This is a genomic window from Streptomyces sp. 796.1, from assembly GCF_047525675.1.
In the GTDB taxonomy this organism is placed as follows: domain Bacteria; phylum Actinomycetota; class Actinomycetes; order Streptomycetales; family Streptomycetaceae; genus Streptomyces.
Map to the genome: position 1 here is coordinate 40,565 of NZ_JBLIWA010000004.1, position 25,605 is coordinate 66,169.

General features: G+C 71.5%; 19 protein-coding genes and 1 pseudogene. 8 read left to right on the top strand and 12 right to left on the bottom strand.

Features of this window, described 5'->3' with window-relative positions:
• The first annotated feature begins 110 nt into the window (after positions 1–110).
• Positions 111–785, top strand: a complete 675-nt coding sequence (locus ACMA1D_RS04520) for a winged helix-turn-helix transcriptional regulator (protein ID WP_414722548.1) — start codon at positions 111–113, stop codon at positions 783–785.
• A gap of 421 nt (positions 786–1,206) precedes the next feature.
• Here ACMA1D_RS04520 and ACMA1D_RS04525 read toward each other — a convergent pair whose 3' ends face one another.
• Together ACMA1D_RS04525 and ACMA1D_RS04530 are read right to left on the bottom strand one after the other, a co-directional pair.
• Positions 1,207–2,109 carry a LysR family transcriptional regulator gene (locus ACMA1D_RS04525; protein ID WP_414722549.1) on the bottom strand — a complete coding sequence of 301 codons (903 nt, stop codon included), beginning with the start codon at positions 2,107–2,109 and terminating at the stop codon, positions 1,207–1,209.
• Between the two features lie 217 nt (positions 2,110–2,326).
• Positions 2,327–3,001: a type 1 glutamine amidotransferase domain-containing protein gene (locus ACMA1D_RS04530; protein ID WP_414722550.1), complete on the bottom strand. Its 675-nt coding sequence runs from the start codon at positions 2,999–3,001 to the stop codon at positions 2,327–2,329.
• Positions 3,002–3,254: 253 nt separating this feature from the next.
• On the opposite strand from ACMA1D_RS04530, the gene ACMA1D_RS04535 reads away from it, so the two are divergent.
• Both ACMA1D_RS04535 and ACMA1D_RS04540 read left to right on the top strand, forming a co-directional pair.
• A complete protein-coding gene (locus tag ACMA1D_RS04535; RefSeq protein WP_414722551.1) occupies positions 3,255–3,962 on the top strand; it encodes a type 1 glutamine amidotransferase domain-containing protein in 708 nt (235 codons plus the stop codon).
• 103 nt (positions 3,963–4,065) lie between these two features.
• Positions 4,066–4,353, top strand: coding sequence for a putative quinol monooxygenase (locus tag ACMA1D_RS04540; RefSeq protein WP_414722552.1), 288 nt, complete (start codon positions 4,066–4,068; stop codon positions 4,351–4,353).
• Between the two features lie 88 nt (positions 4,354–4,441).
• Here the strand turns inward: ACMA1D_RS04540 and ACMA1D_RS04545 are convergent, their stop codons facing one another.
• From ACMA1D_RS04545 to ACMA1D_RS04575, 7 genes are all read right to left on the bottom strand, one after another.
• On the bottom strand, positions 4,442–5,116 hold the full coding sequence (locus ACMA1D_RS04545; protein ID WP_414722553.1) for a type 1 glutamine amidotransferase domain-containing protein: 675 nt from the start codon (positions 5,114–5,116) through the stop codon (positions 4,442–4,444).
• A gap of 117 nt (positions 5,117–5,233) precedes the next feature.
• The gene (gene zwf, locus ACMA1D_RS04550; RefSeq protein WP_414722554.1) at positions 5,234–6,898 is read right to left on the bottom strand and encodes a glucose-6-phosphate dehydrogenase; all 1,665 of its coding nucleotides are present in this window, start codon (positions 6,896–6,898) and stop codon (positions 5,234–5,236) included.
• A 962-nt stretch (positions 6,899–7,860) separates the two neighbouring features.
• On the bottom strand, positions 7,861–9,321 hold the full coding sequence (locus ACMA1D_RS04555) for an MFS transporter (RefSeq protein ID WP_414722555.1): 1,461 nt from the start codon (positions 9,319–9,321) through the stop codon (positions 7,861–7,863).
• Positions 9,322–10,029: 708 nt separating this feature from the next.
• Entirely contained in the window at positions 10,030–10,800 is a 771-nt protein-coding gene (locus ACMA1D_RS04560) for an HAD family hydrolase (RefSeq protein WP_414722556.1), read from the bottom strand.
• Positions 10,800–11,366 carry a DJ-1/PfpI family protein gene (locus ACMA1D_RS04565; protein WP_414722557.1) on the bottom strand — a complete coding sequence of 189 codons (567 nt, stop codon included), beginning with the start codon at positions 11,364–11,366 and terminating at the stop codon, positions 10,800–10,802. Before ACMA1D_RS04565 ends, ACMA1D_RS04560 begins: the two co-directional genes overlap by 1 nt.
• Before the next feature lie 68 nt (positions 11,367–11,434).
• The gene (locus tag ACMA1D_RS04570) at positions 11,435–12,229 is read right to left on the bottom strand and encodes a cupin domain-containing protein (RefSeq protein ID WP_414722558.1); all 795 of its coding nucleotides are present in this window, start codon (positions 12,227–12,229) and stop codon (positions 11,435–11,437) included.
• Positions 12,230–12,852: 623 nt separating this feature from the next.
• On the bottom strand, positions 12,853–13,473 hold the full coding sequence (locus ACMA1D_RS04575; RefSeq protein ID WP_414722559.1) for a rhomboid-like protein: 621 nt from the start codon (positions 13,471–13,473) through the stop codon (positions 12,853–12,855).
• A 759-nt stretch (positions 13,474–14,232) separates the two neighbouring features.
• Here ACMA1D_RS04575 and ACMA1D_RS04580 point away from each other — a divergent pair.
• The 5 genes and pseudogenes from ACMA1D_RS04580 to ACMA1D_RS04600 form a co-directional block, all read left to right on the top strand.
• Positions 14,233–14,448: pseudogene (locus tag ACMA1D_RS04580) on the top strand (spermidine synthase); the annotation flags it as partial.
• Between the two features lie 366 nt (positions 14,449–14,814).
• Positions 14,815–15,543 (top strand): hypothetical protein, encoded by a 729-nt coding sequence (locus ACMA1D_RS04585; protein ID WP_414722656.1) that lies wholly within the window; start codon positions 14,815–14,817, stop codon positions 15,541–15,543.
• Positions 15,544–15,651: 108 nt separating this feature from the next.
• The gene (locus tag ACMA1D_RS04590; RefSeq protein WP_349990209.1) at positions 15,652–16,401 is read left to right on the top strand and encodes a response regulator transcription factor; all 750 of its coding nucleotides are present in this window, start codon (positions 15,652–15,654) and stop codon (positions 16,399–16,401) included.
• 1,138 nt (positions 16,402–17,539) lie between these two features.
• Entirely contained in the window at positions 17,540–18,934 is a 1,395-nt protein-coding gene (locus tag ACMA1D_RS04595; protein ID WP_414722560.1) for a sensor histidine kinase, read from the top strand.
• A gap of 239 nt (positions 18,935–19,173) precedes the next feature.
• Positions 19,174–23,016 (top strand): multifunctional oxoglutarate decarboxylase/oxoglutarate dehydrogenase thiamine pyrophosphate-binding subunit/dihydrolipoyllysine-residue succinyltransferase subunit, encoded by a 3,843-nt coding sequence (locus tag ACMA1D_RS04600; protein ID WP_414722561.1) that lies wholly within the window; start codon positions 19,174–19,176, stop codon positions 23,014–23,016.
• Positions 23,017–23,374: 358 nt separating this feature from the next.
• Here ACMA1D_RS04600 and ACMA1D_RS04605 read toward each other — a convergent pair whose 3' ends face one another.
• The 3 genes from ACMA1D_RS04605 to ACMA1D_RS04615 form a co-directional block, all read right to left on the bottom strand.
• Positions 23,375–24,289, bottom strand: coding sequence for a GlxA family transcriptional regulator (locus ACMA1D_RS04605; RefSeq protein WP_414722562.1), 915 nt, complete (start codon positions 24,287–24,289; stop codon positions 23,375–23,377).
• Positions 24,286–24,837 (bottom strand): isochorismatase family protein, encoded by a 552-nt coding sequence (locus tag ACMA1D_RS04610; protein WP_414722563.1) that lies wholly within the window; start codon positions 24,835–24,837, stop codon positions 24,286–24,288. The genes ACMA1D_RS04605 and ACMA1D_RS04610 overlap by 4 nt, the downstream gene beginning before the upstream one ends.
• A 167-nt stretch (positions 24,838–25,004) precedes the next feature.
• Entirely contained in the window at positions 25,005–25,577 is a 573-nt protein-coding gene (locus ACMA1D_RS04615) for a TetR family transcriptional regulator (RefSeq protein ID WP_414722564.1), read from the bottom strand.
• Positions 25,578–25,605: the final 28 nt, after the last annotated feature.

Consider the following 25,605-nt stretch of genomic DNA (forward strand, 5'->3'; position numbering starts at 1 on the left):
CCGACATCTCCACGGGCACCGCGGAGGCCGTGGAAGTAACGTAGCAACTCTTGATCCTAAAAAACAAGTAGCCACTTTTCTTTTAGGACTTGGGGGCGTAGAGTGGCGGCATGGCCACGAAGCGCAGCTATCACGACGCATGCGGCACGGCGCATGCACTCGACCTGGTCGGGGAGCGCTGGGCCCTACTGGTAGTGCGTGAACTCCTGTTGGGACCCAAGCGGTACAGCGACCTGCGGGCAGATCTGCCCGGCATCAGCAGCAACGTCCTCTCACATCGTCTGGACGAGTTGGAGGAGGCCGGCGTCGTCCTTCGGCGGACGCTGCCGCCGCCGGCGAGCTCGCGGGTGTACGAGCTCACGGAGTGGGGGCTCGAACTGGAGCCGATCATTCGCGACCTGGGCCGCTGGGGCGCCCGCTCACCGTCACATCCACGCGACGCCCATCTCAGCCCCGCCTCGCTCGTCCTCTCCCTCCAGACGAACTTCGACCCGGAAGCCGCCGGCGGCGTCCAGGCTTCCTACGAACTACGCATGGGACAGCACAGCTTCCACGCCACCGTGGAGAACGGCGCGCTGGAGGTCGACAGGGCTTCCGACGCGGCGGCCGACGCGACGATAGAGGGCACTCCCGAAGCCCTGGCCTCCGTCATATATGGCGGACGCCATCTGACCGATGCTGCCCGGACCAGCGATCTGACCGTGGACGGTGACCTGACCGCGGTCGAGCGCTTCCTCACTCTCTTCTCGCTTCCCACCCCCGCCGATCCGCCTGATCAGAGGTAGACCCATGGCACAGCAAACCCCGTTAGACATGCGTCTCCACCGCGGTCCGCGGCTGCCCACCCCGGCGGCCCGGCGAGCCCTCTCCCGCGTGCGCACAGCGCTGAACCGCACGCGGACCGCAGCAGCCTCGGCCGTCTCGCTCCGTTCCGCAGTACAGGCTCCAGGGCTGGCGCGCAGTCGACGGGTGGCCGCGGACATCGACACCCCGGCCGTCGCCGCGGAGCGGCGCGACACCACGGAACCTGTTGGCACGCCGACCGTGGCCACCTGGCTCCTGCTGGTCAAGCGAGGCTTCGCGCGAGTTGTGGGAGGGGTCCTACGGGCCCTGTCCGGTCCATGTGACCTGATAGGGCGGCGCACTCCCCGCCTTCCGCGTACTCCGTCCATGCCACACCTGGCTGAGCCTCAGCGGGTCAGGGAGTCAGGTCCAGAGTTGGCCCTTCATCAGCAGGTGGCCGTGGAGCAGGGCGAGTTGGGGGTGGGAGAGTTCGCCCTGGCGGACGGCGAGATAGAAGGTGTTGATCGGCGGCACCTCCGGCCGGAGCAGGGGCACGACGGCACCGGTCGCCAGTTCCTCGGCACACAGATACGTGGGGAGGATGGAAATACCCGCCGAGGACTTGACCGCGGCGAGCACACCGCGCAGGTCAGGGATGACGACCGCGGGGGTCATCACGGGCACGGTGTCGAAGACCGTACGCCAGTAGCGCCGGATGATCGGCAGCGATTCGGCATAGCTGATGAGTGGGATGCTCGCGATAGCCGCCGGGCCCTCGGTGGCGAGGCCCTCGCGGGATACCTGGTCAGCGAGTTCGGGTGAGGCGAGGAGGACGAACTCCTCGTCCACGAGGGGGGTGGCGCTGATGCCTCGGGCGCGCGGCCTGATGGTGGACAGGACGAGGTCGAGTTCGCCCGTTGCGAGGTCGTCCAGGAGGCCGTCGGCGAGTCCGAAGCGGAAGCGTAGTTGCAGGCCCTCCGCGACGAGGTCGCTGACGGCGGGGACGAGTCGGGTGGTGGTGAGTTCGACGGGGCCACCGACGTACAGGGGTCGGTCCACCACCTCCCTGCCCAGACAGCGTTCGATGGCGTGGCCCAGTGCGTCCACCGGGCCTTGCACCTCGCGCAGCAGGCCGTCGGCAGCCGAGGTCGGCTGCGCGCCGTTCGGCAGCCGGTCGAAGAGCGAGCGGCCCATCTCCTGCTCAAGGTTGCGGATCTGGTGGGTGACGGCCGGTTGTGAGATGCCGAGCTTGTGGGCGGCTTTGGTGAAGGAGCCGAGGCGGTACACGGTCACGAACGTGCGCAGCCAGGTGAGTTGTACGGACAAGACATCCCCCGTTGTCTTCCGAACGGATCAATCCTTGTTCAGGTCATCATTTTCATGACGCGCCGCATCGACCGGGGGTATCGACTACGTCAGAATTACGCCAGTTCACCGGTCATCGTACGGAAAGCCCGACGGACCCCTCCCCATGTGCCGCAGGCGGGGGTTCCACGGCACGCAGGAGTGGGTCCGCCGGGCGGACCTGGTGGAGCAGGCCGGGTCAGCCGGCGAGTGCGGCGACGGTCAACTGGGCGACCTTGGCGGCCGAGGCCGGGTTCTGGCCGGTGACCAGGCGGGTGTCAGCGACGGCGTGCTCGGTGAAGTTCGGGGCCTTGGTGAACTTGGCGCCGCGCTCCTCCAGCTTGCTCTGTAGCAGGAAGGGCACCACGTCGGTGAGGCCGACCGCGGATTCCTCGTCGTCGGTGAAGGAGGCGACCTGCTTGCCATCGACGAGGTACGAGCCGTCGCTCAGCTTGAGGTTCACCAGGCCGGCCGGGCCGTGGCAGACGGCCGCTACGACGCCGCCGCGTTCGTAGATGCCGGCCGCGAGTTCGGTGAGTTCCGCGGAGTCCGGGAAGTCCCACATCGTGCCGTGGCCGCCGGCGAAGTAGATGACGTCGAAGTCCTCCGCACTGAGTTCCTTCGGGGTGGGGGTGGAGGCCAGGGCATCGGCGGTGGCCTGGTCGTCGAGGAAGGCGGAGACGACGGTGTCATCGCCAGTGATGCCGTCCTGCGGGGCAGAGCCGCCGCGCACGGAGACATAGGCGATCTCGTAGCCGGCGGTGCGGAACACCTCGGCGGGGTGCGCCACCTCGGGGACGTAGAAGCCGGTCTTCCGGCCCGTGTCACCGAGCTGGTCGTGGCTGGTCAGGGCGAAAAGGACCTTCTTAGCCATGGTGGCTCTCCAGGTTGCGAGAAAACTCCGGCCAGGGAACTCCCGGGCCGCTTCCGATATCTCGGAATCTACGCCCCCCGATGACCCGCTTCAAATAATCAACCGCATCCCCCTCATAGAGCCATTTATGAGGGGCGATAAATCGCTTGCATGCTTCAATGGATCGGAAACCCGAGGGGAAAGTGAGGCAATGATGCCTGCACAAGCGCCCACGCGAAGTCGGGGACTTATCGTCCTCACGAGCGTCGAACGGTTGCCAGGCGGTCGCCCGGCGGGGTTCTGGCTGCCGGAGGCCGCCTATCCGTGGCTGGCCCTCGCCACCGCCGGCTGGGACTACACCTTCACCGCCCCGCGCGCCTCCACTCCACCCATGGGTGGAGTGGATCGTTCCGATCCGCCGCAGCGGATGTTCCTGGAGGACCCGCTCGTCCGGGATCGGCTGGCGCAGACGGTGACGCCGGACGGGCTCGACCCCGCCGACTTCGGTGTCGTGTTCGTCGCGGGTGGTCACGGCGCCATCGTCGACCTGCCCGAGGATGCGCATCTCGCCCGTTTCCTCACCGAGTTCGCGGCCTCGGGCGGAGTGCTCGCGGCCATCTGCCACGGCGTCGGTGCCCTGCTGCCGGTCCTGCGGCCGGACGGGCGCCCGTTCGTCGAAGGGCGCTCCGTCACCGCCTTCACCCAGGCCGAGGAGCGCGCCGTGGGGCTCGACGGCGTCGTCCCGTACTTCCTCGACGAGGCACTGATCGCGCGCGGCGCCCGGTACGAGGCGGGGGAGCCGTTCCGTAGCCATGTGGTCGTCGACGGCCGGCTCATCACCGGCCAGAATCCCGCCTCGGTCGTCGCGGTCGCGGCGCACGCCGTGCACCTCGCCACCGGGGAGCCCCTACCCGAAGGCTGGTCCCGGCGGGCCCCTGCATGGGCCGAAAGCCGTCGGGCATCACAGGCATTGATTTCCTGATGAGCCACCTGGAGAATTTCGCGGCTAGGCTGCGCAAATGGAGCGACACGGCGGCGAATTCTTTTCACCGTCCGCACGGCCGAAAAGAATCGGAGGCAATTCCATGGCGATATATGTGGTGGCGCGTTGGCGCGCCAGGGACGGCGAGGACGAGCGGGTGGCGAGCCTGTTGTCCCAGATCGTCCCGGCCAGTCGGGCTGAGCCGGGCTGTTTGGAGTACCGAGCCGTGCGTGCACGGGAGGACCAGCGGGCGTTCGTGCTGTTCGAGGGGTACGCGGACGAGGCGGCGCTCGCAGCGCACCGGGAGTCAACGCACTTCCGGACGTTGGTACTCGGCCAGGTCGTCCCGCTGCTCGACGAGCGGGACGTCACCGTCTGCACCGCACTCTGAGGCGGGCGCGACCGAGCACGGCCCCAGGCGGCCCGGCCCCTCGCCCGCCAGGGGTGAAGGGCCGGGCCGGGTGCGGCCGGGCCCGGCCTCAGGACTCGGCCAGCAACTCCACCACGTGTTGGGCGAGGGCGGCGGCGGACTGCGGGTTCTGGCCCGTCACGAGCCGCCCGCTGACCACGACGTGCGGCTGTCGGTCCGGAGCGCAGGAGTACGTGGCGCCGTCCTCCTCCAGCGCCTCCTGGAGGGAGAAGGGCACGACGGATTCGAGCCCCCGCGCGATCTCGCCCTCGTGGGAGAACGAGGTGACGGCCTGTCCGTCGAGCAGCAGCCGCCCACCGTCGAGCCGCGCCCCCACCAGGGCCGCCGGGCCGTGGCAGAGCGCGGCGAGCACGCCGCCGTTGCCGTACACCGTGCGGATGATCCGGTGCAGCGCCGGGTGGCCGGTGAAGTCCCACATGGTGCCGTGACCGCCGACGAAGTACACGCCCCGGTAGACGGTCGGGTCCACCTCATCGGGGCGGGGGGCGGTGTGGACCAGACCGCCGCCGCCCGGGTCCACGAGGAACGCCGCATGGGTGGCGTCCGCCGGGTCGTGGCCGATCATGGGCGGCCAGCCGCCCCGTATCGAGGCGAACTCCACGGCGTGACCTGCATCGCGCAAGATCCGCCAGGGCTCGACGGTCTCGCCGAGGTGGAATCCGGTCGGCTTTCCGCTACTGCCAAGTTCTCCGTGGCTGGTGAGGACGAACAGGATGGTGGACATGCCGGTGCTCCCTGCTTTCTCGTTGCCTGGCTGGATTGCGGACGTCTGTTGTGCGGCTGGCCGGTCTGGGCATGTGGTCCACCCATCGACGGCGGAAGGGCGGACGGCGGGACGGGCTCAGGGGCGCCGCCAACGTCGGCCATCGCTGGCGAGCAGGGCGTCTGCCGCCACGGGCCCCCAACTCCCGGCCGGGTACGGCTCGGGCGCGCCGGATTCCGCCCAGTGCCGTTCGACCGGGTCGAGGACGCCCCACGACAGTGCGACCTCCTCCGCCCGGGGGAACAACAGGGCGTCGCCGCGCAGTACGTCGAGGAGCAGCCGTTCGTAGGCCGCCGGGCTCGACTCGGTAAAGCTCGATCCGTATGCGAAGTCCATGGTCACGTCCCGGATCTCCATCGAGCTGCCGGGGACCTTGGAGCCGAGCCGTACGGAGACGCCCTCGTCCGGCTGGACTCGGAAGACCACCGTGTTCGGGCCGAGCCGCCGGGTGGCGGTGGCCGTGAAGGGCGAGCGCGGCACCTCCTGGAAGGCCACCGCGATCTCCGTGACCTGTCGGGCCAGCCGCTTCCCGGTGCGGAGGTAGAACGGCACGCCCGCCCACCGTCGGCTGTCGACCTCCAGCCGCACGGCCGCGTAGGTGTCGGTGCGGGAATCGGGGGCGACGCCCGCCTCTCCGCGAAAGCCCGGCACGGGGCGGCCGTCGACCGCACCCGGTGCGTACTGGCCACGCACCGTGGCGCGAGCCAGGTCCTGCGGCAGCCGTACGGCGCGCAGCACCTTCGCCTTCTCGGCCGCGATCGCATCGGCGCTGAAGGAGGCGGGTTCGTCCATGGCGGTCAGGGCGAGCAGTTGGAGCAGGTGGTTCTGGAGCACGTCGCGGGCGGCGCCGACGCCGTCGTAGTAGCCGGCGCGGTCGCCGATGCCGATGCTTTCGGCCATGGTGATCTGTATGTGATCGACGTACGAACGGTTCCAGACCGGCTCGAAGAGGGCATTGGCGAACCGGAAGGCCAACAGGTTCTGGACGGTCTCCTTGCCCAGGTAGTGGTCGACGCGGAAGACCTGTTCCGGCGTGAACGCCCCGTCGAGTACGGCCTCCAACTCCCGTGCCGAGGCCAGGTCGTGCCCGAAGGGCTTCTCGACCACGGCCCGCCGCCAGGTCCGGCCCTGCTGCGCGGCCAGGCCGTGCCGGGCCAACTGCCGTACCACCAGCGGAAAGAGCCGGGGCGGCACGGACAGGTAGAAGGCGGCGTTGCCGCCGGTCGTCGGAAGGGCGTCGAGTTCCTTGCGCAGCAGCTCGAACGCCGTCTCGTCGCCGAATTCGCCCGCTACGAACCGCAGGCCCTCGGCGAAGCGCGCCCACCCCTGCTCGCGGAACGGCGTACGGGCGTGGGCGCGTACCGCCTCCCGGGCGAGGCGCTCGAACTCCGTGCCGCCGTCCCGGGCGAAGCCGATCACGGGGAACCTGGGTGGCAGGAGCTCCCGTTGGGTCAAGTCGTACAGGGCGGGCAGCAGCTTGCGGCGGGACAGGTCGCCCGTCGCGCCGAAGAGGACGAGGGCCGACGGTCCGGCGCGACCCGTGTGCCGGTCGCCCCTGCGCCCGTCGACGGCGCCGCCGAGGCTCGGACCTGCGAGACTCCGACCTTCGCGGCTCGGGCCCTCGGGGGCTGGGCCTTCGGGGGCTGGGGTGTCCGGGCTCCGTCGCTGAGGGCTCGGGTCGGGTGGGCGCCGGCGGTCTGGAGCCGGTGCGGTCGACATGGGTGTCGGCAGGGATGTCGGCATGAGTGTCAGCCTCCGTGGTTCGTATGGTGCGGCCTGCAGCCGTCCGGGGCCCTGGTCAGTGGGGCGGCCGGGGGCGGGCGTGCGAGGTTCCTGCTAGGTGTCGTGCGTGGTGCTGGTGGTACGGATCCGGCGGGGGGCCACGGCGCCGGGGGCCGGGTGGGACGGGCCCGCCGCGGTGGGCGGGATGGCGGCCCGGGCTGGGGCCGTGGTCAGAGTCGTGGCCAGGGCCCGGGTTGGGGTCGAGGTCGGGTTCAGGGCTTGAGCTGGTGTCTGGGCCGGGGCGGAGGTCGGGGACACGGCCCGCGCCAGAGCCGGTGTCGGGGCCGGGGCCTGCGCCGGGGTGGTGGCCCGGGTTGGGCGGGGCGCCGTCAGAGTCGACACCAGTACGCGCTGCGAGGTCGGCGGCTGTATTGGGGCCAGGGCCTGCGCCGGTGCCTGGGGTGGGAGCGTGCTGTGGGTCGGGCGGTCGTTAGGCAGGGGGTGGTGTTCGCCGTTGGTTGCGGGCGACGTGCCGTCGGGCTCCGATGTGGCGAGGTCGGGCGGGAAGGCGGATGCGCATCCGTGCACGGAGCCGTGTGTGACGCGTGCACGTGGCGCGGGCGCCGGCGCCTGGCCGATTCGGCCCAGTGCCCCCTGATGGGTGGCGGCCGGCGAATCAGCAGCAACGACAACGGTGTTGCCAGTTGTCGTCACGGCGGCAGCAGTGGCAGGACGAGCGGGGAGCCGGTAGGGGCTCATGGGAGTGCCTCCAAGGGGGCGGGGCGGGGGACGTCGTCCAGGGATCGGACGACGGGGGTGTTCGCGCGGAGATGCAGGAGTGGGGCCGCGGGGTCGTGCGGGCAAGGACGGGGCGGCGGGTCGCGATCAGCCGGGCTGCTGCGCGGGGGCGCGCGGGACGCGGCTGTCCGTCAGGGCACGGCTGTCACGGGTGTGGGCGAGGACAGCGGGCGGGAGGGGCGGCGTCAGGTCCCGCCGCGCGCGGCGAGCCGGTCCGTTGCCGCGACCGCGACCGCTGCGGCGAGGAGTGCGACGGCCAGCACGGTGCCGACCGCGTGGTACGAGCCGGCGGCGGCGAGGTTCTGGCCGAGCGATGCGCCGAGGAAGAGTACGGCCGTGTTGCAGGAGACGGCCGCTCCCCTGGCGTGCGGCGCGAGGTGGTGCAGCAGCCCGACCAGGCCGGGCACCACGAGGCCGATCCCGGCGACGAAGACGACGCTGCCGACGATCAACACCGCGGGTACCGCCGTGACCTGGGCGAGGAGCAGGCCGCCGAGCGCGGTCAGGTATCCGGTGACGGACAGGAAGCGGGGGCCGCGGGCGCCCGCGTACCGGCTCACCAACGGGGCCGCGAGGAGCCCGAGCGCTCCGACGGCCTGCACGCCGAGCAGCTCGGCGCTGGAGTAGCCGTGTTCTGCGGTGAGGTGGTCGCCGAGCACCGCGTACAGGGCGACGAAGCTGCCGAAGACGGCCGGCGCGGCGCAGAACACCGCGAGCACGGCCGGCGTCCGCAACAGCCGGCCCATGGTGCGCAGTACGCTGCCGACGCCGCCCGCCGAGGCGGCCGGGACAGCCGGGGATGCCTGGGCCGACCCACCAGACTTCCCAGATCCATCAGGTCCACCAGGTCCCTCAGGCCGCTGCGATCCGTCGGGGCGATCAGATCCGTCACGCCCATCAGGGCGAGCAGGCCCAGCCGACCCACTGGCACTGCTGGCCTGATCAGCCCCACCGGGCCGAGCGGTTCCAGGAGAGCCGCCCGCCCCACGGGAACGAACAGGCCCGCCCAACCGACTCGAAGGCCCCGTCGGAGCAGCCTGGGCCACCTGGGCCGCCTGCACCTCCGAGCCCGCGGACACGGCCCCGCCCACCGGAGCTGCCGGAGCTGCCGGAGCTGCCGAGCCCACCGGATCAACGCTCAGCAGCCGCTGCAAAAGTGGGGCCGCCACCAGATAGACGATCGCGGCCGGCCAGAAGGCAGCCCGCCAGGCGCCCTGACCGGCCACTGCCTGGCCGAACGCCTGGCCGGCGAGCCCGGCCGCGAGCAGCCCGGTGGTGAGCACCGACAGGGCGAGTGGTCGGCGCGCTGCGGGGGCCCGTTCGGCGACATAGGCGAGCGCGACCGGCGCGAACGTGGCGGCGGCGAGCCCCTGGAGCGCGCGCAGTGCGAGAAACCAGCCGTACGAGGGGGCGAGGGGCACCAGTGCGGAGGCTGCGGCCAGCGCAAGCGTCCCTGCGACCAGTACCGGGCGGCGGCCGTACCGGTCGGACAGCGGTCCGAAGAGCAGGAAGCCGAGCGCGTACGTGAGGGAGAAGGCGCTGCCCGTCCAGGCGGCGGCGTCCGGGCCGACGTCGTAGAAGTCGCCGACCGGGTCCGCCAGCGGGATCGCGAGGTACAACTGCGCGGGGATCGCTGCCGCCAGCACGGCCAGCAGCGCGAGTTGGGCGGCGAAGCCCGTACGCGAGCCGGCGGGACCAACGGGGCCAGCGGGAGTGGAAGGAGTGGGACGAGCGAGAGGAGTGGGACGAGCGAGAGGAGCGGGATCGGCATGAGGCGCCGCGTCAACGGCAGCAGCGGCAGCGGAGCCAGCGGCACGAGGGGTAGAGGCACGAGCCCTAGCGACGGGTGGGGCGGCACGATCGGTAGCGGCACGGCCGTTGGGGGCGGGTGGGACGGTGGGGGAGGTGGCGGGAACGTTGGAGCCGGTCGGAGTTCGGGAACCGGTCGGGGTTCCGGAACCGGCAGGAGCGGCGGGGCCGGTAGGGACGGCGGGGTGGGCGGGAGCAGTGGGGTCAGTAGGGCCAGTGGGGCGAACAGGGCCGATGGGGGCGACGGAGCTGGCGGGAACAACGGTGCCAGCCGTGCTCCCAGAGCCGACAGGCCCGGCGGGGACCCCAGAGCCAACGGGACGATCCGGGCCCGCAGAACCAACAGGGCCGCCGGGGCCGGCAGAGCCAACGGGGCCAGTCGGGCCGACGGGAGGGTCAGGTTTGGGCGGGGGTGTGGTCAGTGGGTCGAGCGTGGTCATGGACGTCAGCTCCGGTGAGGGTGGGTCGGTGCGCGGTTCCGGGCAGCACCGCGGGACCCGGGGCGCCGAGGAGGCGTCCCGGGCCCCGCGGTGGGCCGGGTCTCCCTATGCCGCGGCGGGCGCGGCCGGTACCAGTGCCGCCACCTCGTCGAGGTGCAGCGGCGTCAGGGCCAGGCGCTCCGCCTCGGCCCGGTGTTCCGGGGTCTGGTAGCCCCACTGGGCCCAGCGGGAGCGGGCCCCGGTGGCGGCCACCCGGACCGCGTTGGTGAGGTTGTCGTCGATGAACGTGATGCGTTCGACCGGGACGCCCCAGCGGGCGCTGACGTCCTGGACGGCCTCGGCCTTGGCGCCGGTCTCGCCGAAGACCTCGGCGACGGTGTGCCCGAGCCCGTGCCGGGCCAGGATGGCCCGTACGGAATCGGCGTCCTTGGCGGTGACGACGACGGCCGAGCCGTTGAAGCGCCGTAGCAGGGCGTCCATACCGGGGTAGATCGTGTGCAGTTCGAGCCAGAAATCGGCCTCTTCGGTGCGGAAGTGGTCCCGGGCCGCGGTGGCGGCCTGCGTGAACGTCCGTACGGCGGTCGGGTCCAGGGAGGCGAAGAGCCGGTCGAAGTCGGCCTGCGAGACGATCGTCGACGCCTGCGGCAGGTGCGCGACGGCGAAGTGGTCGAGCAGCCTGCTGTAGTCGCGCACCCTGCGAAAGCGTGCCACGAACTCCTCGGGTACGGCGGCGAGTTGGTCAGGGCCGGGCACTGAGGTGTCGTGCGGGTGCATGCCCAGCCAGCTCACCAGTGCGCATTCCTCCAGGGCGTCGCAGATGACGCCGTCGAAGTCGAGCGCGAGCACCGAGGGGTCGGCCGCGGTGTGGGCCGTCATCAGGCGGCCTGCTGTTCGGCGGTGGCCTGTGCGGCGAGCTGTGCGGCGGTCTCGAAGACGGCGTGCATGAAGGCGCCCATGTAGCCGTAGTAGGAGCAGGTGATGATGTTGCCGTCGACGATGACGTCGCTGTCGACGACGTCGGCGCCGGCGTTGATGACGTCGTCACGCAGGCCGATGTAGGCGCAGGCCCGGCGGCCCTTGAGGACCCCGGCGGAGACCATGATCCAGGGGCCGTGGCACAGGCCGGCGACGACCTTGCCGGCCTGGTCCATGCCGGCGACGAAGTCGAGCACGAGCCGGTCCTGCCGGACCCGGTCCGGGGCCTCGTGGCCGCCGGTGAGGATGACGACGTCGTACTGCTCGACCGCGAGTTCCTCGAAGGGGATCAGCGGGCGGGCCGTCTTGTCCATGGGCAGCGGGATGCCGTACTTGCCGGTGACGGCGTCGCCGTTCTTGGTCGCGACGTCTACGTGCCAGCCCTCTTCGAGCAGCCGGTAGTAGGTGAAGACGACGTCGTGGTCCTGAAAGCCGGGGCCGGTGATGATGACCGCGTTGCGGGGCATGGTGGAGCCTCTCTTCTTTTCTGTGAGATGTCTTTGAGGTGTCTTTCGAATTACCTTCAGGCCGGCTTTCAGGCGTTCTTGCTGATGCAGAAGTACTGCTTGTCGGTCTGCGGCCGACGGTTGTCCTGAGGGTTTCCGGTGAGGATCTCCACGTCCCGGGCGATGACCCCGGAAATGTGCAGGGGAATGTAGAAGATGTCGTCCCCGCCGGGCCGGTAGAAGATGTCCATGCCGGTGCGCAGCGCAAAGCGGAAGCGGCCGTCGGGCGTCGCGGCCCGCATCTTCGTGTTGAGGAATGCGGGCACCTTACGCATCGGGTGCTGCGGCTCTTCCAGGGCGGTGGTCTCGTACGGGGTGCCGACCCGGTTGTAGTCGTCGCGCAGTCGGATCAGGTCGAACTTGTTCCGCGGGACCTCGACCTCGATGAGCTCAAGGGGCTGGTCACCGGTGTTGCGGGTGCCGTGGAAGGCGCCGGCGCCGATGCGCAGGACGGTCCCTTCGCTGACCGGGATGTCGGCCCGGCCGAGGCCCGTGGTCACGCCCTCGCCGCCGAGGCAGAGCAGATAGGTGAGCTTGCGCGGGTGCACGTGGACGGAGGTGCCGGCGCCGGGCTCGATGTGCAGCGACCACAGGTCGAAGAAGTCGTCGACGAAGGCTCGGTACTCGTATCCCCACGGCTTCGGAATGACGTCATTCAGGTGCGCGTCGTCGTCGAACTGTTCGTTCAGGGCACGCGCTCCGTCGCGGAGCAGCCGGTGCAGCTTGGCGATGTCGGCCCTTCCGGGATCGACCCGGACCGGATGGTGATTGGGTACGGCGGTCACGGTCGCGGTGCCGACCGGGCCCTCCTGCATGACGGTCATTCTTCCCCCATGAGTATTTCAGACTTGCGATTTCACACCGGTCGAACCGGCGTGACTACAGACAAGCAGGTGCCTGACTGGTCGCTCAAATAAGAAAATTTTGACCGGGAATAAACGCCCCCCAAATGGAATTCCACATCGGGTTCGCTTTAAATCCGTACCACTCTGTTGGGGGGTCTGATCACGGACGCGTGCGGAACAGGGCGCGGACCGTGGCGCTCCCGGCGAAGCTCCGGTTGGGAGGGCGGGCCGCCGCCGGATCAGGGGCGCATCAGGGTGGCGTCAGTGCCATGTGTGGCCGTCGCCCGGGACGCGGGCTCGCGCAGTGGCCGGCCCGCTTGCTGTGGAACCCGGCAGCCTCGCTCGCCCCGGAATGGGGCTCGACCAGCAGTTCGCGGTGGAGCTACCGGCGGAGCGCGGGTTTATCGCGCGCCCGGTGCGCCCGAGACTCCCGCACCTGCGCGCGGACCGCTCGTCTCAACGCGCGGAGCGTGCACCTCAACCCGCGGACTGTCCGCCTCAACGCCCGGGGCGCGTGCCTCAGCCCGCGGACCGCCCACCTCAACGCCCGGAGCATCTACCTCAACGCGCGGAGCGTCTACCTCGACACTCGGGCCGTCCGCCTAGGCGCGCGGCGCTGCTGGCGTCGCTTGGTCGCGGGCCGCCCGGCTGCGCAGTGGCGGCCAGCAGGCCAGGCCGATGAGCAGGGCGAGCACATGGCCCCAGTTGGTGAGCGGATCGGCGAGTTCGATCAGGTCCAGCGTGAGCATCGACCCCACCACGCCCAACAGCGCCCACCGGACGCCGCGGCTGAGCAGCCCGGCCAGCGCGCCCACGCTCGCCATCAGGCCGTAACTGATCCCGTAGTCGAGCCGGTCGAGCGAGCTGGGCGGCAGGTATCCGGAGGCGACCGACGCCGCGACCGGCAGTTCGGTGAGCAGGGTGGCCAGCACGTGGCCCAGCGCGAACACGCCGGCCGTGCGCCAGGCGCCCACCCGCCGTTCGAGGGCGGTAAGTACGAGGAGGAACAGCACGATGGAGGGCGACATCAGCCCGCCCGCGACCCACACACCACTGGTGAGCAGGGCGAGCACCGGCCGGTGCCGCAGGTTGGAGGCGTCCGAACTGGACTGCTCTAGCGCCCCGTGCACCGCTCCCGGATCGCCGAAGGCGACGAACAGGCCGGTGGCGATGAGGACGATGGCGTAGCAGAACGTGAAGGGCGTGCGGACGGGCGTGGGCACGGTGGTGGCCAGCCAGTCGCGCCATCGGGCGCCGGCGAACCGGCGGACGAGGCCCCGGCCGGCCCCGACTCTGACTCCCGCGGCCCCTGCTCCCGCCCCCGCCTCCGCTCCCGCTCCCGCTCCCGGCGCCGGTGATGCCCCGGTGTGCTGCGGCGCCCGTGCCTGCGCTCGGGTTCGCCCCGATCCGCCCCCGGCTGCATGGAGCAGTGTGCGGCGCGGCGCGGCGCTGAGCCGGGGCGTGCTGGCGTCGGGGGCCGCTCCGACCGGGCCACCGGCGCGCTTCCGGGCGTCGCGGGGAAGCTCGCGAGGGAGGTCACGGGGGGCGTCGCCCGGCAGGTCGCGGGCGAGCGCGCGCGGGACGCCGCGGGAAAGGAGCGGGAAGCGGTACGCGGCGGCGCAGCGCGGCGGGGTCGTCGCCGGGGTAGGGCTGGCCTCGGGTGCCGGGCTGCCCGCGGCTTCCGTGGCCGCATCCGACCGGGTCACCCTCGCCCCTTTCGCAGAGCACGCGGCGGGGAGCCGCACGGCTCCACCCTCCGCCATCCGAAGGGCGCAGGCCCCAGGAAGGGAATGTGATCATCGTCACTATAGGCAACCGTGTGTGAACCAACCGGCATCGCGCGGGGCGGATACGGCGCGCCGCCCGCCACGCACCGGCCCGCCGGCCCCGCCCCCGTCGCGTTGGACCGACCCGGCCCGCTGTGGCGAAAATGGCCCCGTCCATCGTCCACCTCCCCGCAACACCCTCCGGAGGCCCGCACCATGTCCGCCGCGCCGTACGAGTCCGCGCCGTACGACATCGAGGATCGGCCGGTGACCGTCGACCGCCGGGAAGGCCCCTACGGGGAGGTCGCCCTGCGGCGACGCGGGCAGGGCGTGGGAGCCGTCTGGGAGATCATCGCCAATGGCTGCTTCCTGATGGACACCTCCGACGGGCGCTCGGAACGGCAGTTGATCCGCGCCGCGCTGACCGCACTCACCGCCGCCGCGCCCACCGACACCACGGCCCTCACCGCCGCCGCGGACACCGACACCACGGCGCACGCCGACTCCGCCGCGGACACCAGTTCCACAGCCACCGACCCCGCAGACACCGCCGCTACGACCCCGTCCACCGCGGTCCCCACCGCTCCGGAATCCGCCTCGGCCGGCCCCGTACGGCCGGTCGACACGCGCGGTGACGCGCGCGACGGCGGGGCGACCGGCGCCGAAGTACGAGCGGCAGTACGAGCGGCCGAAACCGAGCGGGTCGCGGCGGGGCGGAACGGGGCGGGTGCCACGGGCAGGGGCCCCGGGTCCGCCGCCGCGCGCCCGGCCCCGGGCGGGGCGAGCGGCCGGCCGACGGTGTTGATCGGTGGACTCGGCGTCGGGTTCTCCCTGTTGGAGGCGGTGGCGGACGACAGGTGGGGCCGGATCGTGGTCGCCGAGCGGGAGCCGGCGGTGATCGACTGGCATCTGCACGGGCCGCTCGGCGAGTTGACGGCATCGGCCCTCGCCGACCCGCGGACCGAGATCCTCCACACGGATCTGGTGGCTTATTTGCGCGGTTCGATCGCGAGCGGTTCCGCCGCGGAGGGCTCCCCCGCGGACGGGCACGAGCCTCCTCGCGACACGCCGCGCCCCCCGGCGACGCCGCACTCCCCCAACGCCCCGGCCTCCCCCAGCGCGGGCAGCAGCCCCGCAGGCGCGGAAGGGCCGGCACGGCCGGAGCGGCCAGCACGGCCGGAGCGGCCAGCACGGCCAGCACGGCCAGAACAGATAGAACAGGTAGAAGCAGAACAAGCGGGGCAGGCCGAGCGGCCGGAGCAGTACGACGCGCTCTGTCTTGATATCGACAACGGGCCGGACTGGACCGTGACCGAGGACAACGGCGGTCTGTACTCTCCCGCGGGACTCGCCGCGTGCCGGGCGCGGCTCCGCCCCGGCGGGGTGCTGGCCATCTGGTCCGCACAGCCGTCGCCGGCGTTCGAGGAGGCGTTGCGGAATGCCGGTTTCACGTCCGTACGGACGGAAGAGATCGCCGTTGCCCGAGGCGTCCCCGACGTCGTCCACCTCGCGATTCGCGGTGCGTAGCCGAGCCGCGCACACTGCGTTTACGCTGCTTGCCAGCGAATGCCGCCTGGGTGGCCGGGGATGACCAACCCCGATGCGCCAGGCAAGGGACAACGCAGGGGCGGGCAGATGGAGCAGACACACAACGGCCTCGGTGGCGCGGCGGGAGCCGCCAACGGGGCCAATGGGGCGCAGCGCCGGGTGCTCGTCGTCGAGGACGATCCCACGATCGTGGACGCCATAGCGGCTCGGCTGCGCGCCGAGGGGTTCCAGGTGCGTACGGCCGGGGACGGTCCGGCGGCGGTGGACACGGCCGAGGCGTGGCAGCCCGATCTGCTGGTGCTCGATGTGATGCTGCCGGGGTTCGACGGGCTTGAGGTGTGCCGGCGCGTGCAGGCGCAGCGGCCGGTTCCGGTCCTGATGCTCACCGCGCGCGACGACGAGACCGACATGCTGGTGGGCCTCGGCGTCGGCGCCGACGACTACATGACCAAGCCGTTCTCCATGCGTGAACTGGCCGCGCGCGTCCATGTGTTGCTGCGCCGGGTGGAGCGCGCGGCGCTCGCGGCGCACACGCCCCGCACGGGAATCCTGCGGCTCGGCGAGTTGGAGATCGACCACGCGCAGCGGCGAGTGCGGGTCCGGGGCGCGGACGTGCACCTGACACCCACCGAGTTCGACCTGCTGGTCTGTCTGGCGAACACCCCGCGCGCGGTGCTGTCGCGGGAGCAACTGCTGGCCGAGGTCTGGGACTGGGCGGACGCATCGGGCACCCGCACCGTCGACAGCCACATCAAGGCGCTGCGGCGCAAGATCGGCGCGGAGCGCATCCGTACGGTGCACGGGGTCGGGTACGCGCTGGAGACGCCGGCCGCGTGAACGGCGCGGCCGGTCCGTCCGCCGGCCGCCCGCTCCGGGACCCCGCTCGCGCCGTCGGCGCGGGCTCGTGACGGTCCGGTACGCGCACGGCGGCCTGCGGCCTCCCCGCGGAGCGGCACACCGACCGCCAACACGCGGGGCGCCGCACTCACCACCAACGCGCCGGGCCTCACGCCAAGCCCCCACACGCCCGAAGCCCGAGGGCCGCCCCCACCCGGCTGACCTCGTACGACCGCCCCGGCGAGCCGACCCGAATCCCGCCCCACTCCCCCGAACCACCCCGCACCCGCCCGCGGCAGACGGCAACAGCCTCATCCACACAGCCGGCCGCTGCCGGCCCGCTTCGCCACAACGCCGTGGCGCACCGTTTCGGGTGGCTCTGTTACGCATCGCCCCAGCGCCCAGCCGTACGTTCGCGCCCGCGCGCGCCCCAACGTCTTCGCTCGCCCTGACCGGGTCGACCAGGCCCGGACCACCCGCGAGCCCGCCCCTCCCCGCCACCACTCCCTCGCCTCGCTCCGCCTCACCTCACCTCGTCCCACCTCGCCCCATGACTACGCACCGCAGCGACCCCGCCACACACCGCTCACACTTCGCGCACCGAACGGAGAAGGGCCCGGCGCAAATCCACAACGCCCGCGGACTAGGTAGCGCGAGCGGTACCCAAAGCGGTACGGACCCTGTAGGAAGCAGCGAGGAGCGACGCGCAGCACGACACCGGCCCCGAACCCAGCCCACCCCCCATCCCGAACCCAGCCCCAGCCCCAGCCCCAGCCCACCGTGCAGGAACGTTGCACGACACGACCGATCGGACCCCACGGGGCCCGACGGGGCCAGCCGAAACCGACCGGAACCGGCCGAAGCCAGCCGGGACCAGCCGGGCCCAACCAGAACCGGTCGGAGCGGGCTCGGCGCACGAGACCGGGAGCCACAGGCCACGGGCCGCGCGGAGAGAACGCGGAGAGGACGCGGAGAGAACAGGGCGAGAAGCAGCGCCGGCGGCTGGAGCGAAGCAGCAAGCGCTGGAGCGGAGCAGCAAGCGAGAGAAGAGCAGGAAAAGAAAGAAAACGGGCAGAAGAGCGCGCGAAAGAGTGGACGGAGGAGTGGGCACCGGGTGGACACGGAAGCGGAACGGGCGATGAGCGAACGTAAGGGCCAGGTCATGGGCGAGGGCACGGACCCGGGAACGACCGGGAGCACGCACACCGGCCGGGGCGCGGCGGGCCGCACCGCGCACACCGGTCGCGGCAGCGGCCAGAGCAAGGGCCCCGGCCGCAACACCAGCCACCCCAGGAGCCCCGGCCGCGCCCCGGGCCACCCCAGACACCCCGGCCACAGCAGGGGCCACGGCCCGGCCAGGCCCCGTACCGGACACGGCAAGGCCCCGGGGCCCAGCGGACTGCCGGGGCGGGGCGGCGTGCGGGCCCGGCTGCGGCAGCGCGGCGAGGCGGCACTGAGCTGGCTGTGGGAAGCGCTGCGCCCGCTCGACCCGTACCGCTCGGTGAAGGCCGCGCTCGGTGCCCTGGTGATCGTCTCAGTGATCATCACCACACTGTTGGTGTTCGTGGCGGTGCGTTCGGAGACCGAACTGCGCATCATCACGATCTTCTCGATCATCGCCTCGCTGCTGGTGACGCAGTTCGTCGCGCACGGTCTGACGGCCCCGCTGTACGAGATGACGGAAGTCACCCAGGCCATGGCCAACGGCGACTACACCCGCCGGGTGGGTGCGGCCGGGCGGCGGGACGAGTTCGGCGCGCTGGCCGCGTCCTTCAACCGGATGGCGGCCGACCTGGAGGCGGTGGACACGCACCGTAAGGAATTGGTCGCCAACGTCTCCCACGAATTGCGTACGCCCATTACGGCGCTGCGCGCGGTGTTGGAGAACGTCGTGGACGGGGTGTCGGACGCCGACCCGGAGACGATGCGGACGGCGCTGAAGCAGACCCAGCGGCTGGGCCGGCTGGTGGAGCAGTTGCTCGACCTGTCACGGCTGGACAACGGGGTGGTGCCGCTGCACGCCCAGCGCTTCGAGGTGTGGCCGTACCTGGCCGGAATCCTCAAGGAGGCGAGCATGGCCAGCGGCGCGAGCACCGGCTCGGCCGGCGCCCACGCACGCGGCGACGTCCACCTCCACCTGGACGTGTCCCCGTCCGACCTCACCGCCACCGCCGACGCGGAGCGGCTGCACCAGGTGGTGGCCAACCTGATCGACAACGCGGTCAAGCACAGCCCGCGGCACGGCCGGGTGACGGTGCGGGCCCGGTGCGGCGACGCGCCGCAGAGCCTGCTGCTCGAAGTGCAGGACGAGGGGCCCGGCATCCCGCAGGCCGAGTGGCACCGGGTCTTCGAGCGGTTCAACCGGGGTGGGCCTGATCACAAGGGTCCCGGCAGCGACGGCGGCACCGGCCTCGGCCTGGCCATCGCACGCTGGGCCGTGGACCTGCACGGCGGCCGGATCGGGGTGGCCGAATCACCCCGCGGGTGCCGCATTCAGGTCACCCTTCCAGGCAACGCCCGGGAGACCCGTTGACGTATGGTCGGTGACGGAAGCGCGCATTCAGCGGAGTGCGGGCGCGGTGCGGCCTTGCCTGATACGGGTGGGGCAGGGGGAACCTGGTGTGTTTCCCGCCAGTTCATGCCCTGAAACCCGTCGATCAATGTGATGTACGCGACGCATAGCCCGTGCGGCCTGCACCAAACGTCCCAACAGGCGTAGCCTTTATTTCCGCTGTCCACCACCTTAGGAAGCGGAAGAGGGCGGTTGCCGCCGTGTCGCCACAGTCCCCCAACACTTCGAGCATCTCGACCGACCAGGACGGGCCGGGGAAGACCCCGCCCGCCGAGTTCGGACCCAATGAGTGGCTCGTCGACGAGATCTACCAGCAGTACCTCCAGGACCCGAACTCGGTCGACCGAGCCTGGTGGGACTTCTTCGCCGACTACAAGCCGGGCAAGGACGGGGCGTCGGCCCCAGCCTCGGCGGGGGGTGTAGCCGCTCCGCCGGGCCCGGGAGCTGAGGCCGCTTCGAACGCTTCCGCTCCGGCCGCGCCGCAGGCGCCCGCGGGTGCCCAGGCCCCCGTACAGCCCGCCGCCAAGCCGGCCCCCGCCGCGGCAGCGCCCGCGCAGCCGGCGCCCGCCAAGGCCGCACAGCCCGCGCCCGCCAAGCCGGCGCCGGTCAAGGCCACGCCCGCCGACCGGCCCGCGCCCAAGCCCACGGCGCAGCCCGCCGAGCCGAGCGCCGGCCCCGAGCTGGTGACGCTGCGCGGCCCGTCGGCCGCGGTGGCGAAGAACATGAACGCCTCCCGGGAGCTGCCCACGGCCACGTCCGTGCGCGCGGTGCCGGTGAAGCTGCTGTTCGACAACCGCATCGTCATCAACAACCACCTCAAGCGCGCCCGCGGCGGCAAGGTGTCCTTCACGCACCTGATCGGCTACGCCATGGTGCAGGCGCTGAAGGCCATGCCGTCGATGAACCACTCCTTCACGGAGAAGGACGGCAAGCCGACGCTGGTCAAGCCGGAGCACGTCAACCTCGGCCTCGCCATCGACCTGGTGAAGCCCAACGGTGACCGCCAGCTCGTCGTCGCGGCGATCAAGAAGGCCGAGACGCTCAACTTCTTCGAGTTCTGGCAGGCGTACGAGGACATCGTCCGCCGGGCCCGGGACAACAAGCTGACGATGGACGACTTCACCGGGGTCACCGCGTCGCTGACCAACCCCGGCGGCATCGGCACCGTCCACTCGGTGCCGCGGCTGATGCCCGGGCAGGGCCTGATCATCGGCGTCGGCGCGATGGACTACCCGGCGGAGTTCCAGGGCACCTCGCAGGACACCCTGAACCGGCTGGGCATCGCCAAGGTCATGACGCTGACCAGCACCTATGACCACCGGGTGATCCAGGGCGCCGCCTCCGGCGAGTTCCTGCGCGTGATGCACCAGCTCCTGCTGGGCGAGAACGAGTTCTTCGACGACATCTTCAAGTCGCTGCGCATCCCGTACGAGCCGATCCGCTGGATGCGGGACATCGACGCCTCGCACGACGACGATGTCACCAAGGCCGCCCGGGTCTTCGAGCTGATCCACTCCTACCGGGTGCGCGGCCACGTGATGGCCGACACGGACCCGCTGGAGTACCGCCAGCGCAAGCACCCCGACCTGGACATCACCGAGCACGGGCTCACCCTGTGGGACCTGGAGCGCTCGTTCGCGGTCGGCGGTTTCGCCGGCAAGGCGAAGATGAAGCTGCGCGACATCCTGGGCGTGCTGCGCGACTCGTACTGCCGCACCACCGGCATCGAGTTCATGCACATCCAGGACCCGAAGCAGCGCAAGTGGATCCAGGACCGGGTGGAGCGCCCGCACTCCAAGCCGGAGCGCGAGGAGCAGTTGCGCATCCTGCGCCGGCTGAACGCGGCCGAGGCGTTTGAGACGTTCCTCCAGACCAAGTACGTCGGCCAGAAGCGGTTCTCGCTCGAAGGCGGCGAATCGGTCATTCCGCTGCTCGACGCGGTGATCGACTCGGCCGCCGAGTCGCGGCTGGACGAGGTCGTCATCGGCATGGCCCACCGCGGCCGGCTGAACGTGCTGGCCAACATCGTGGGCAAGTCGTACGCGCAGATCTTCCGGGAGTTCGAGGGCAACCTCGACCCGAAGTCGATGCACGGCTCCGGCGACGTGAAGTACCACCTGGGCGCCGAGGGCACCTTCACCGGTCTGGACGGCGAGCAGATCCAGGTCTCGCTGGCCGCCAACCCCTCGCACCTGGAGGCGGTCGACCCGATCGTCGAGGGTGTGGCGCGGGCCAAGCAGGACATCATCGGCAAGGGCGGCACGGACTTCACCGTGCTGCCGGTGGCGCTGCACGGCGACGCGGCCTTCGCGGGCCAGGGCGTCGTCGCCGAGACGCTGAACATGTCGCAGCTCCGCGGCTACCGCACCGGTGGCACGGTGCACATCGTCATCAACAACCAGGTCGGCTTCACCGCCGCCCCGGCCGCGTCCCGCTCCTCGATGTACGCCACCGACGTGGCGCGCATGATCGAGGCGCCGATCTTCCACGTGAACGGTGACGACCCGGAGGCCGTGGTCCGCGTCGCGCGGCTGGCCTTCGAGTTCCGCCAGGCGTTCAACAAGGACGTGGTCATCGACCTCATCTGCTACCGCCGCCGCGGCCACAACGAGACCGACAACCCCGGTTTCACCCAGCCGCTGATGTACGACCTGATCGACAAGAAGCGCTCGGTGCGCAAGCTGTACACCGAGTCGCTGATCGGTCGGGGCGACATCACGCTGGAGGAGGCCGAGCAGGCGCTCCAGGACTTCCAGGGGCAGTTGGAGAAGGTCTTCACCGAGGTGCGGGACGCCACGTCGGCGCCGGCCCCGGCGGAGGTCCCCCAGCCGCAGGCCGAGTTCCCGGTGCACGTGGAGACCGCGATCTCCCAGGAGGTCGTCAAGCGGATCGCCGAGTCGCAGGTCAACATCCCCGAGCGGGTCACCGTGCACCCGCGGCTGCTGCCCCAGTTGCAGCGCCGGATGGCGATGATCGACGACGACACGATCGACTGGGGCATGGGCGAGACCCTGGCCATCGGTTCGCTGCTGATGGAGGGCACCCCGGTCCGGCTCGCCGGCCAGGACTCCCGGCGCGGCACCTTCGGCCAGCGGCACGCGGTGCTGGTCGACCGGGAGACCGGCGAGGACTACACCCCGCTGCTCTACCTGACCGACGACCAGGCCCGGTACAACGTCTACGACTCGCTGCTGAGCGAGTACGCGGCGATGGGCTTCGAGTACGGCTACTCGCTGGCCCGGCCGGAGTCGCTGGTCATGTGGGAGGCGCAGTTCGGTGACTTCGTCAACGGCGCGCAGACCGTCGTGGACGAGTTCATCTCCTCCTCCGAGCAGAAGTGGGGCCAGACCTCCGGCGTCACGCTGCTGCTGCCGCACGGCTACGAGGGCCAGGGCCCGGACCACTCCTCGGCCCGCCCCGAGCGGTTCCTGCAACTGTGCGCGCAGAACAACATGACCGTCGCGATGCCGACGCTGCCGTCGAACTACTTCCACCTGCTGCGCTGGCAGGTGCACAACCCGCACCACAAGCCGCTGATCATCTTCACCCCGAAGATGCTGCTCCGGCTGAAGGCCGCGGCCTCCAAGACGGAGGAGTTCACCACCGGCGGCTTCCGCCCGGTGATCGGCGACCCGGTCGCCGAGGCGAACGCGGCGGGCGTACGCAAGGTCGTCTTCTGCTCCGGCAAGGTCTACTACGACCTGGTCGCCGAGCGGGACAAGCGGGGTGCCAACGACACCGCGCTGGTCCGCATCGAGCGGCTGTACCCGCTGCCGGGCAAGGAGCTCCAGGCGGAGATGGCCAAGTACCCGGGCGTCCAGCAGTACGTGTGGGCGCAGGAGGAGCCGGGCAACCAGGGTGCGTGGCCGTTCATCGCGCTGAACCTGATCGACCACCTGGACCTGGGCGTCGGCGCCGACCTGCCGCCGGCCGAGCGACTGCGCCGGGTCTCCCGCCCGCACTCCTCGTCCCCGGCCGTCGGCTCCAACAAGCGGCACCAGGCGGAGCAGCAGGCGCTGGTCAACGAGGTGTTCGACATCTGAGGTCGCGGTGTGCGGCCGGCGCCCCGCGTCGCCCGCACACCGCAGCAGCGGCCGAGCGCCGGCCGCTGCCGACCACACGAACCAAGAGCCCGGCTCTCCCCACACACGGGGGGAGCCGGGCTCTCGGCGTGTGATCGGCCCTTGCCGCGTACGGGCCTCCGGCGGGTCGGTGGGGGCCGTACGCGCAGAGCCCGACGCGGGGGGGCGTGCGGAACCCGGAGGCGGGGAGTTCGTACGCGGGGAGGCAGCGCGGGCAGAACCCGTACGCGGGGAACCCGCACGCGCAGCGTCCGTACGCGAGGAATCCGCACGGGCAGAGTCCGTACGCGGTGGGGCCGGAACGCGCGGGGTCGTCCGCTCAGCCCACGGTTCGGGCGCGCAGTCGGCGCAGCATCCTGGCGTCCTCGAAGCCGACGTCGCGGGCGGCGGACTCGACCGTCGCGCCGTGGTCGATCAAGTGGGTGGCGTGCTCGACGCGCAGCGTCTGCTGGTAGCGCAGCGGCGTCAGGCCGCCGGTGGCGCGGCCGAACAGCCGGGTGAGGGTGCGGGGGCTGACGCCCGCCTGGGCGGCCAGGTGGGCCAGGGTCAGCGGCTCGGCGAAGCGGGCGTCGATGAGGTCCTGGACGCGGTGCACGGTGTCGTCCAGGTGCGAGCGGTACCGCAGCATGGCGCTGGTCTGCGGCTCGTGGCCGTTGCGGCGGGCGTAGACGACCATGTCGCGGGCGACCTGGGCGGCCAGCGCGGGGCCGTGGCGCGCGGCGAGCAGGTGCAGCGTGAGGTCGATGCCGCTGGCGATGCCGGCGGAGGTGACCACCCGGTCGTCCGCGGTGAACAGGACGTCGCGGACCACGGTGGCGTCCGGGAAGCGCAGGGCCAGTTCGTCCTGGTGGGCGTGGTGGGTGGTGCAGCGGCGGCCGTGCAGCAGACCGGCCCGGCCCAGCGCTTCGGCGCCCGCGCAGACGCTGGCGACCGTGCCGCCGGCGGCGTGGTGGGCGCGCAGCCGCTCCAGGGTGTCGGCGCCGAAGCCGGGGCCGTCCCGCAGCGTGGCGGCCTGCCAGCCGGGGACCAGCACCAGGTCGCCGGGGCCCAGGGGCGGCCAACTGACCCGTGCGGTCAGCGGCAGCCCCTGGGCGCTGGGGACCTGTTCCTGCTCGGCGACGTAACTGAGCCGGTAGGGCTGCCCGTGGGCGCTCGCGCTGGTGAAGACCTGGGCGGGGCCCGCCACCTCAAGGAGGTGGACGCCGGGCAGCAGGAGGAAGACGACGTGGGTCACGCGGTCGATGGTTCCCGTTCGGCCGTCAGTTCCGCCACCGTGGCGATGCGGGCGAACCGGTCGCGCAGCGCGGCCTCGGTGCGCTCGATGATCTGCTCGGCGCTCAGGCCGCCGACCGGGTTGGTGGTGGTCGCGTCGGTGACGAACACCGCCTGGTAGCCGAGGTCGCTGGCGAGCCGGGTGGTGGTCTCCACGCACTGCTCGGTACGGATGCCGCACAGCCACAGCTCCCCCACGCCCGCCTGGGTCAGCAGGTGCTGGAGGTTGGTGGTGGTGAAGGCGTTGTGCACGGTCTTGTACAGGACGGGCTCACCGGCCGCCGGCTGCTCCAATTCGTCCAGGAACCGTACGTGCCCCAGTTCCGGGTCGAAGGGGGTGCCGCTGCCGGGTGCGGTGTGCAGGACCCACACCACGAGGTCGCCGGCGGCGCGGGCGGCACGGACCAGGGCGTTGACCGGCTCTGCGATCTGCTGATTGCCCATGTCGTCCCACAGCGGGGCGACGCGGAAGGACTCCTGGACATCGATGACGATGAGTGCTCGCTTCATGTCACCCATCATGACCAGGGCCGATGCATCGATGACAGGCTCGATCGAGGCTAGCTCCGGAACGATCTGGTCAGCGTGCCCAGGCGTCGACGGAGGCACCACGGGCCGACGGCCGAAAGGGGGCAGCCCGTGGCCACGGGCTTCCCCGTGGGCGGCGGGGCGCCGCGTCACGCCGGCCCGGACCCGCCCTCGACGGGCAGCGCCCGGACGGCCCGGGCGATGGCGGGGCGGAGTTGGTCGAGGCTGTGGTCGGGGCCGAGGATCATGCGCCGGAGTTGGGGCATGGCCAGGGTCCAGCCGACCAGGCCGAGGGTGAGGAAGAGCCGGGTGCGCGGATCGGCGTCGTCGTCCGCGGTCCGCGCGGCGTGCAGCTTGTCCTGGTAGTGCCGGGTGCGGGCGGCTTCCCCCGGTACGGGCTGGTCGCCGAGTTCGAGGGCTTCCCACAGGAGCAGGCGCAGCGCCTCGGGGTGGGCGCGGTGGTAGTCGAAGAGGCGCTCGGCGTAGGCGGGCAGGTCCTCGTCGCCGGGCGGGACGGCCTGGGCGAGGTCGGCCATGAGGCGTTCCAGGACGGCGGCGAAGAGCTTGTCCTTGTCACCGAAGTAGTCGTAGATCGCCCGCTTGTTGGCCTTGGCCTGGGCGGCGATGCGGTCCACGCGGGCGCCGGCGACGCCGTGGGCGGCGAACTCCGAGGCCGCTGCCGCGAGGATGCGTTCCTTGGTCGCCGTGGAGTCGTATGCCATGCGGCGATGGTAACGAACTGGTTCGTTT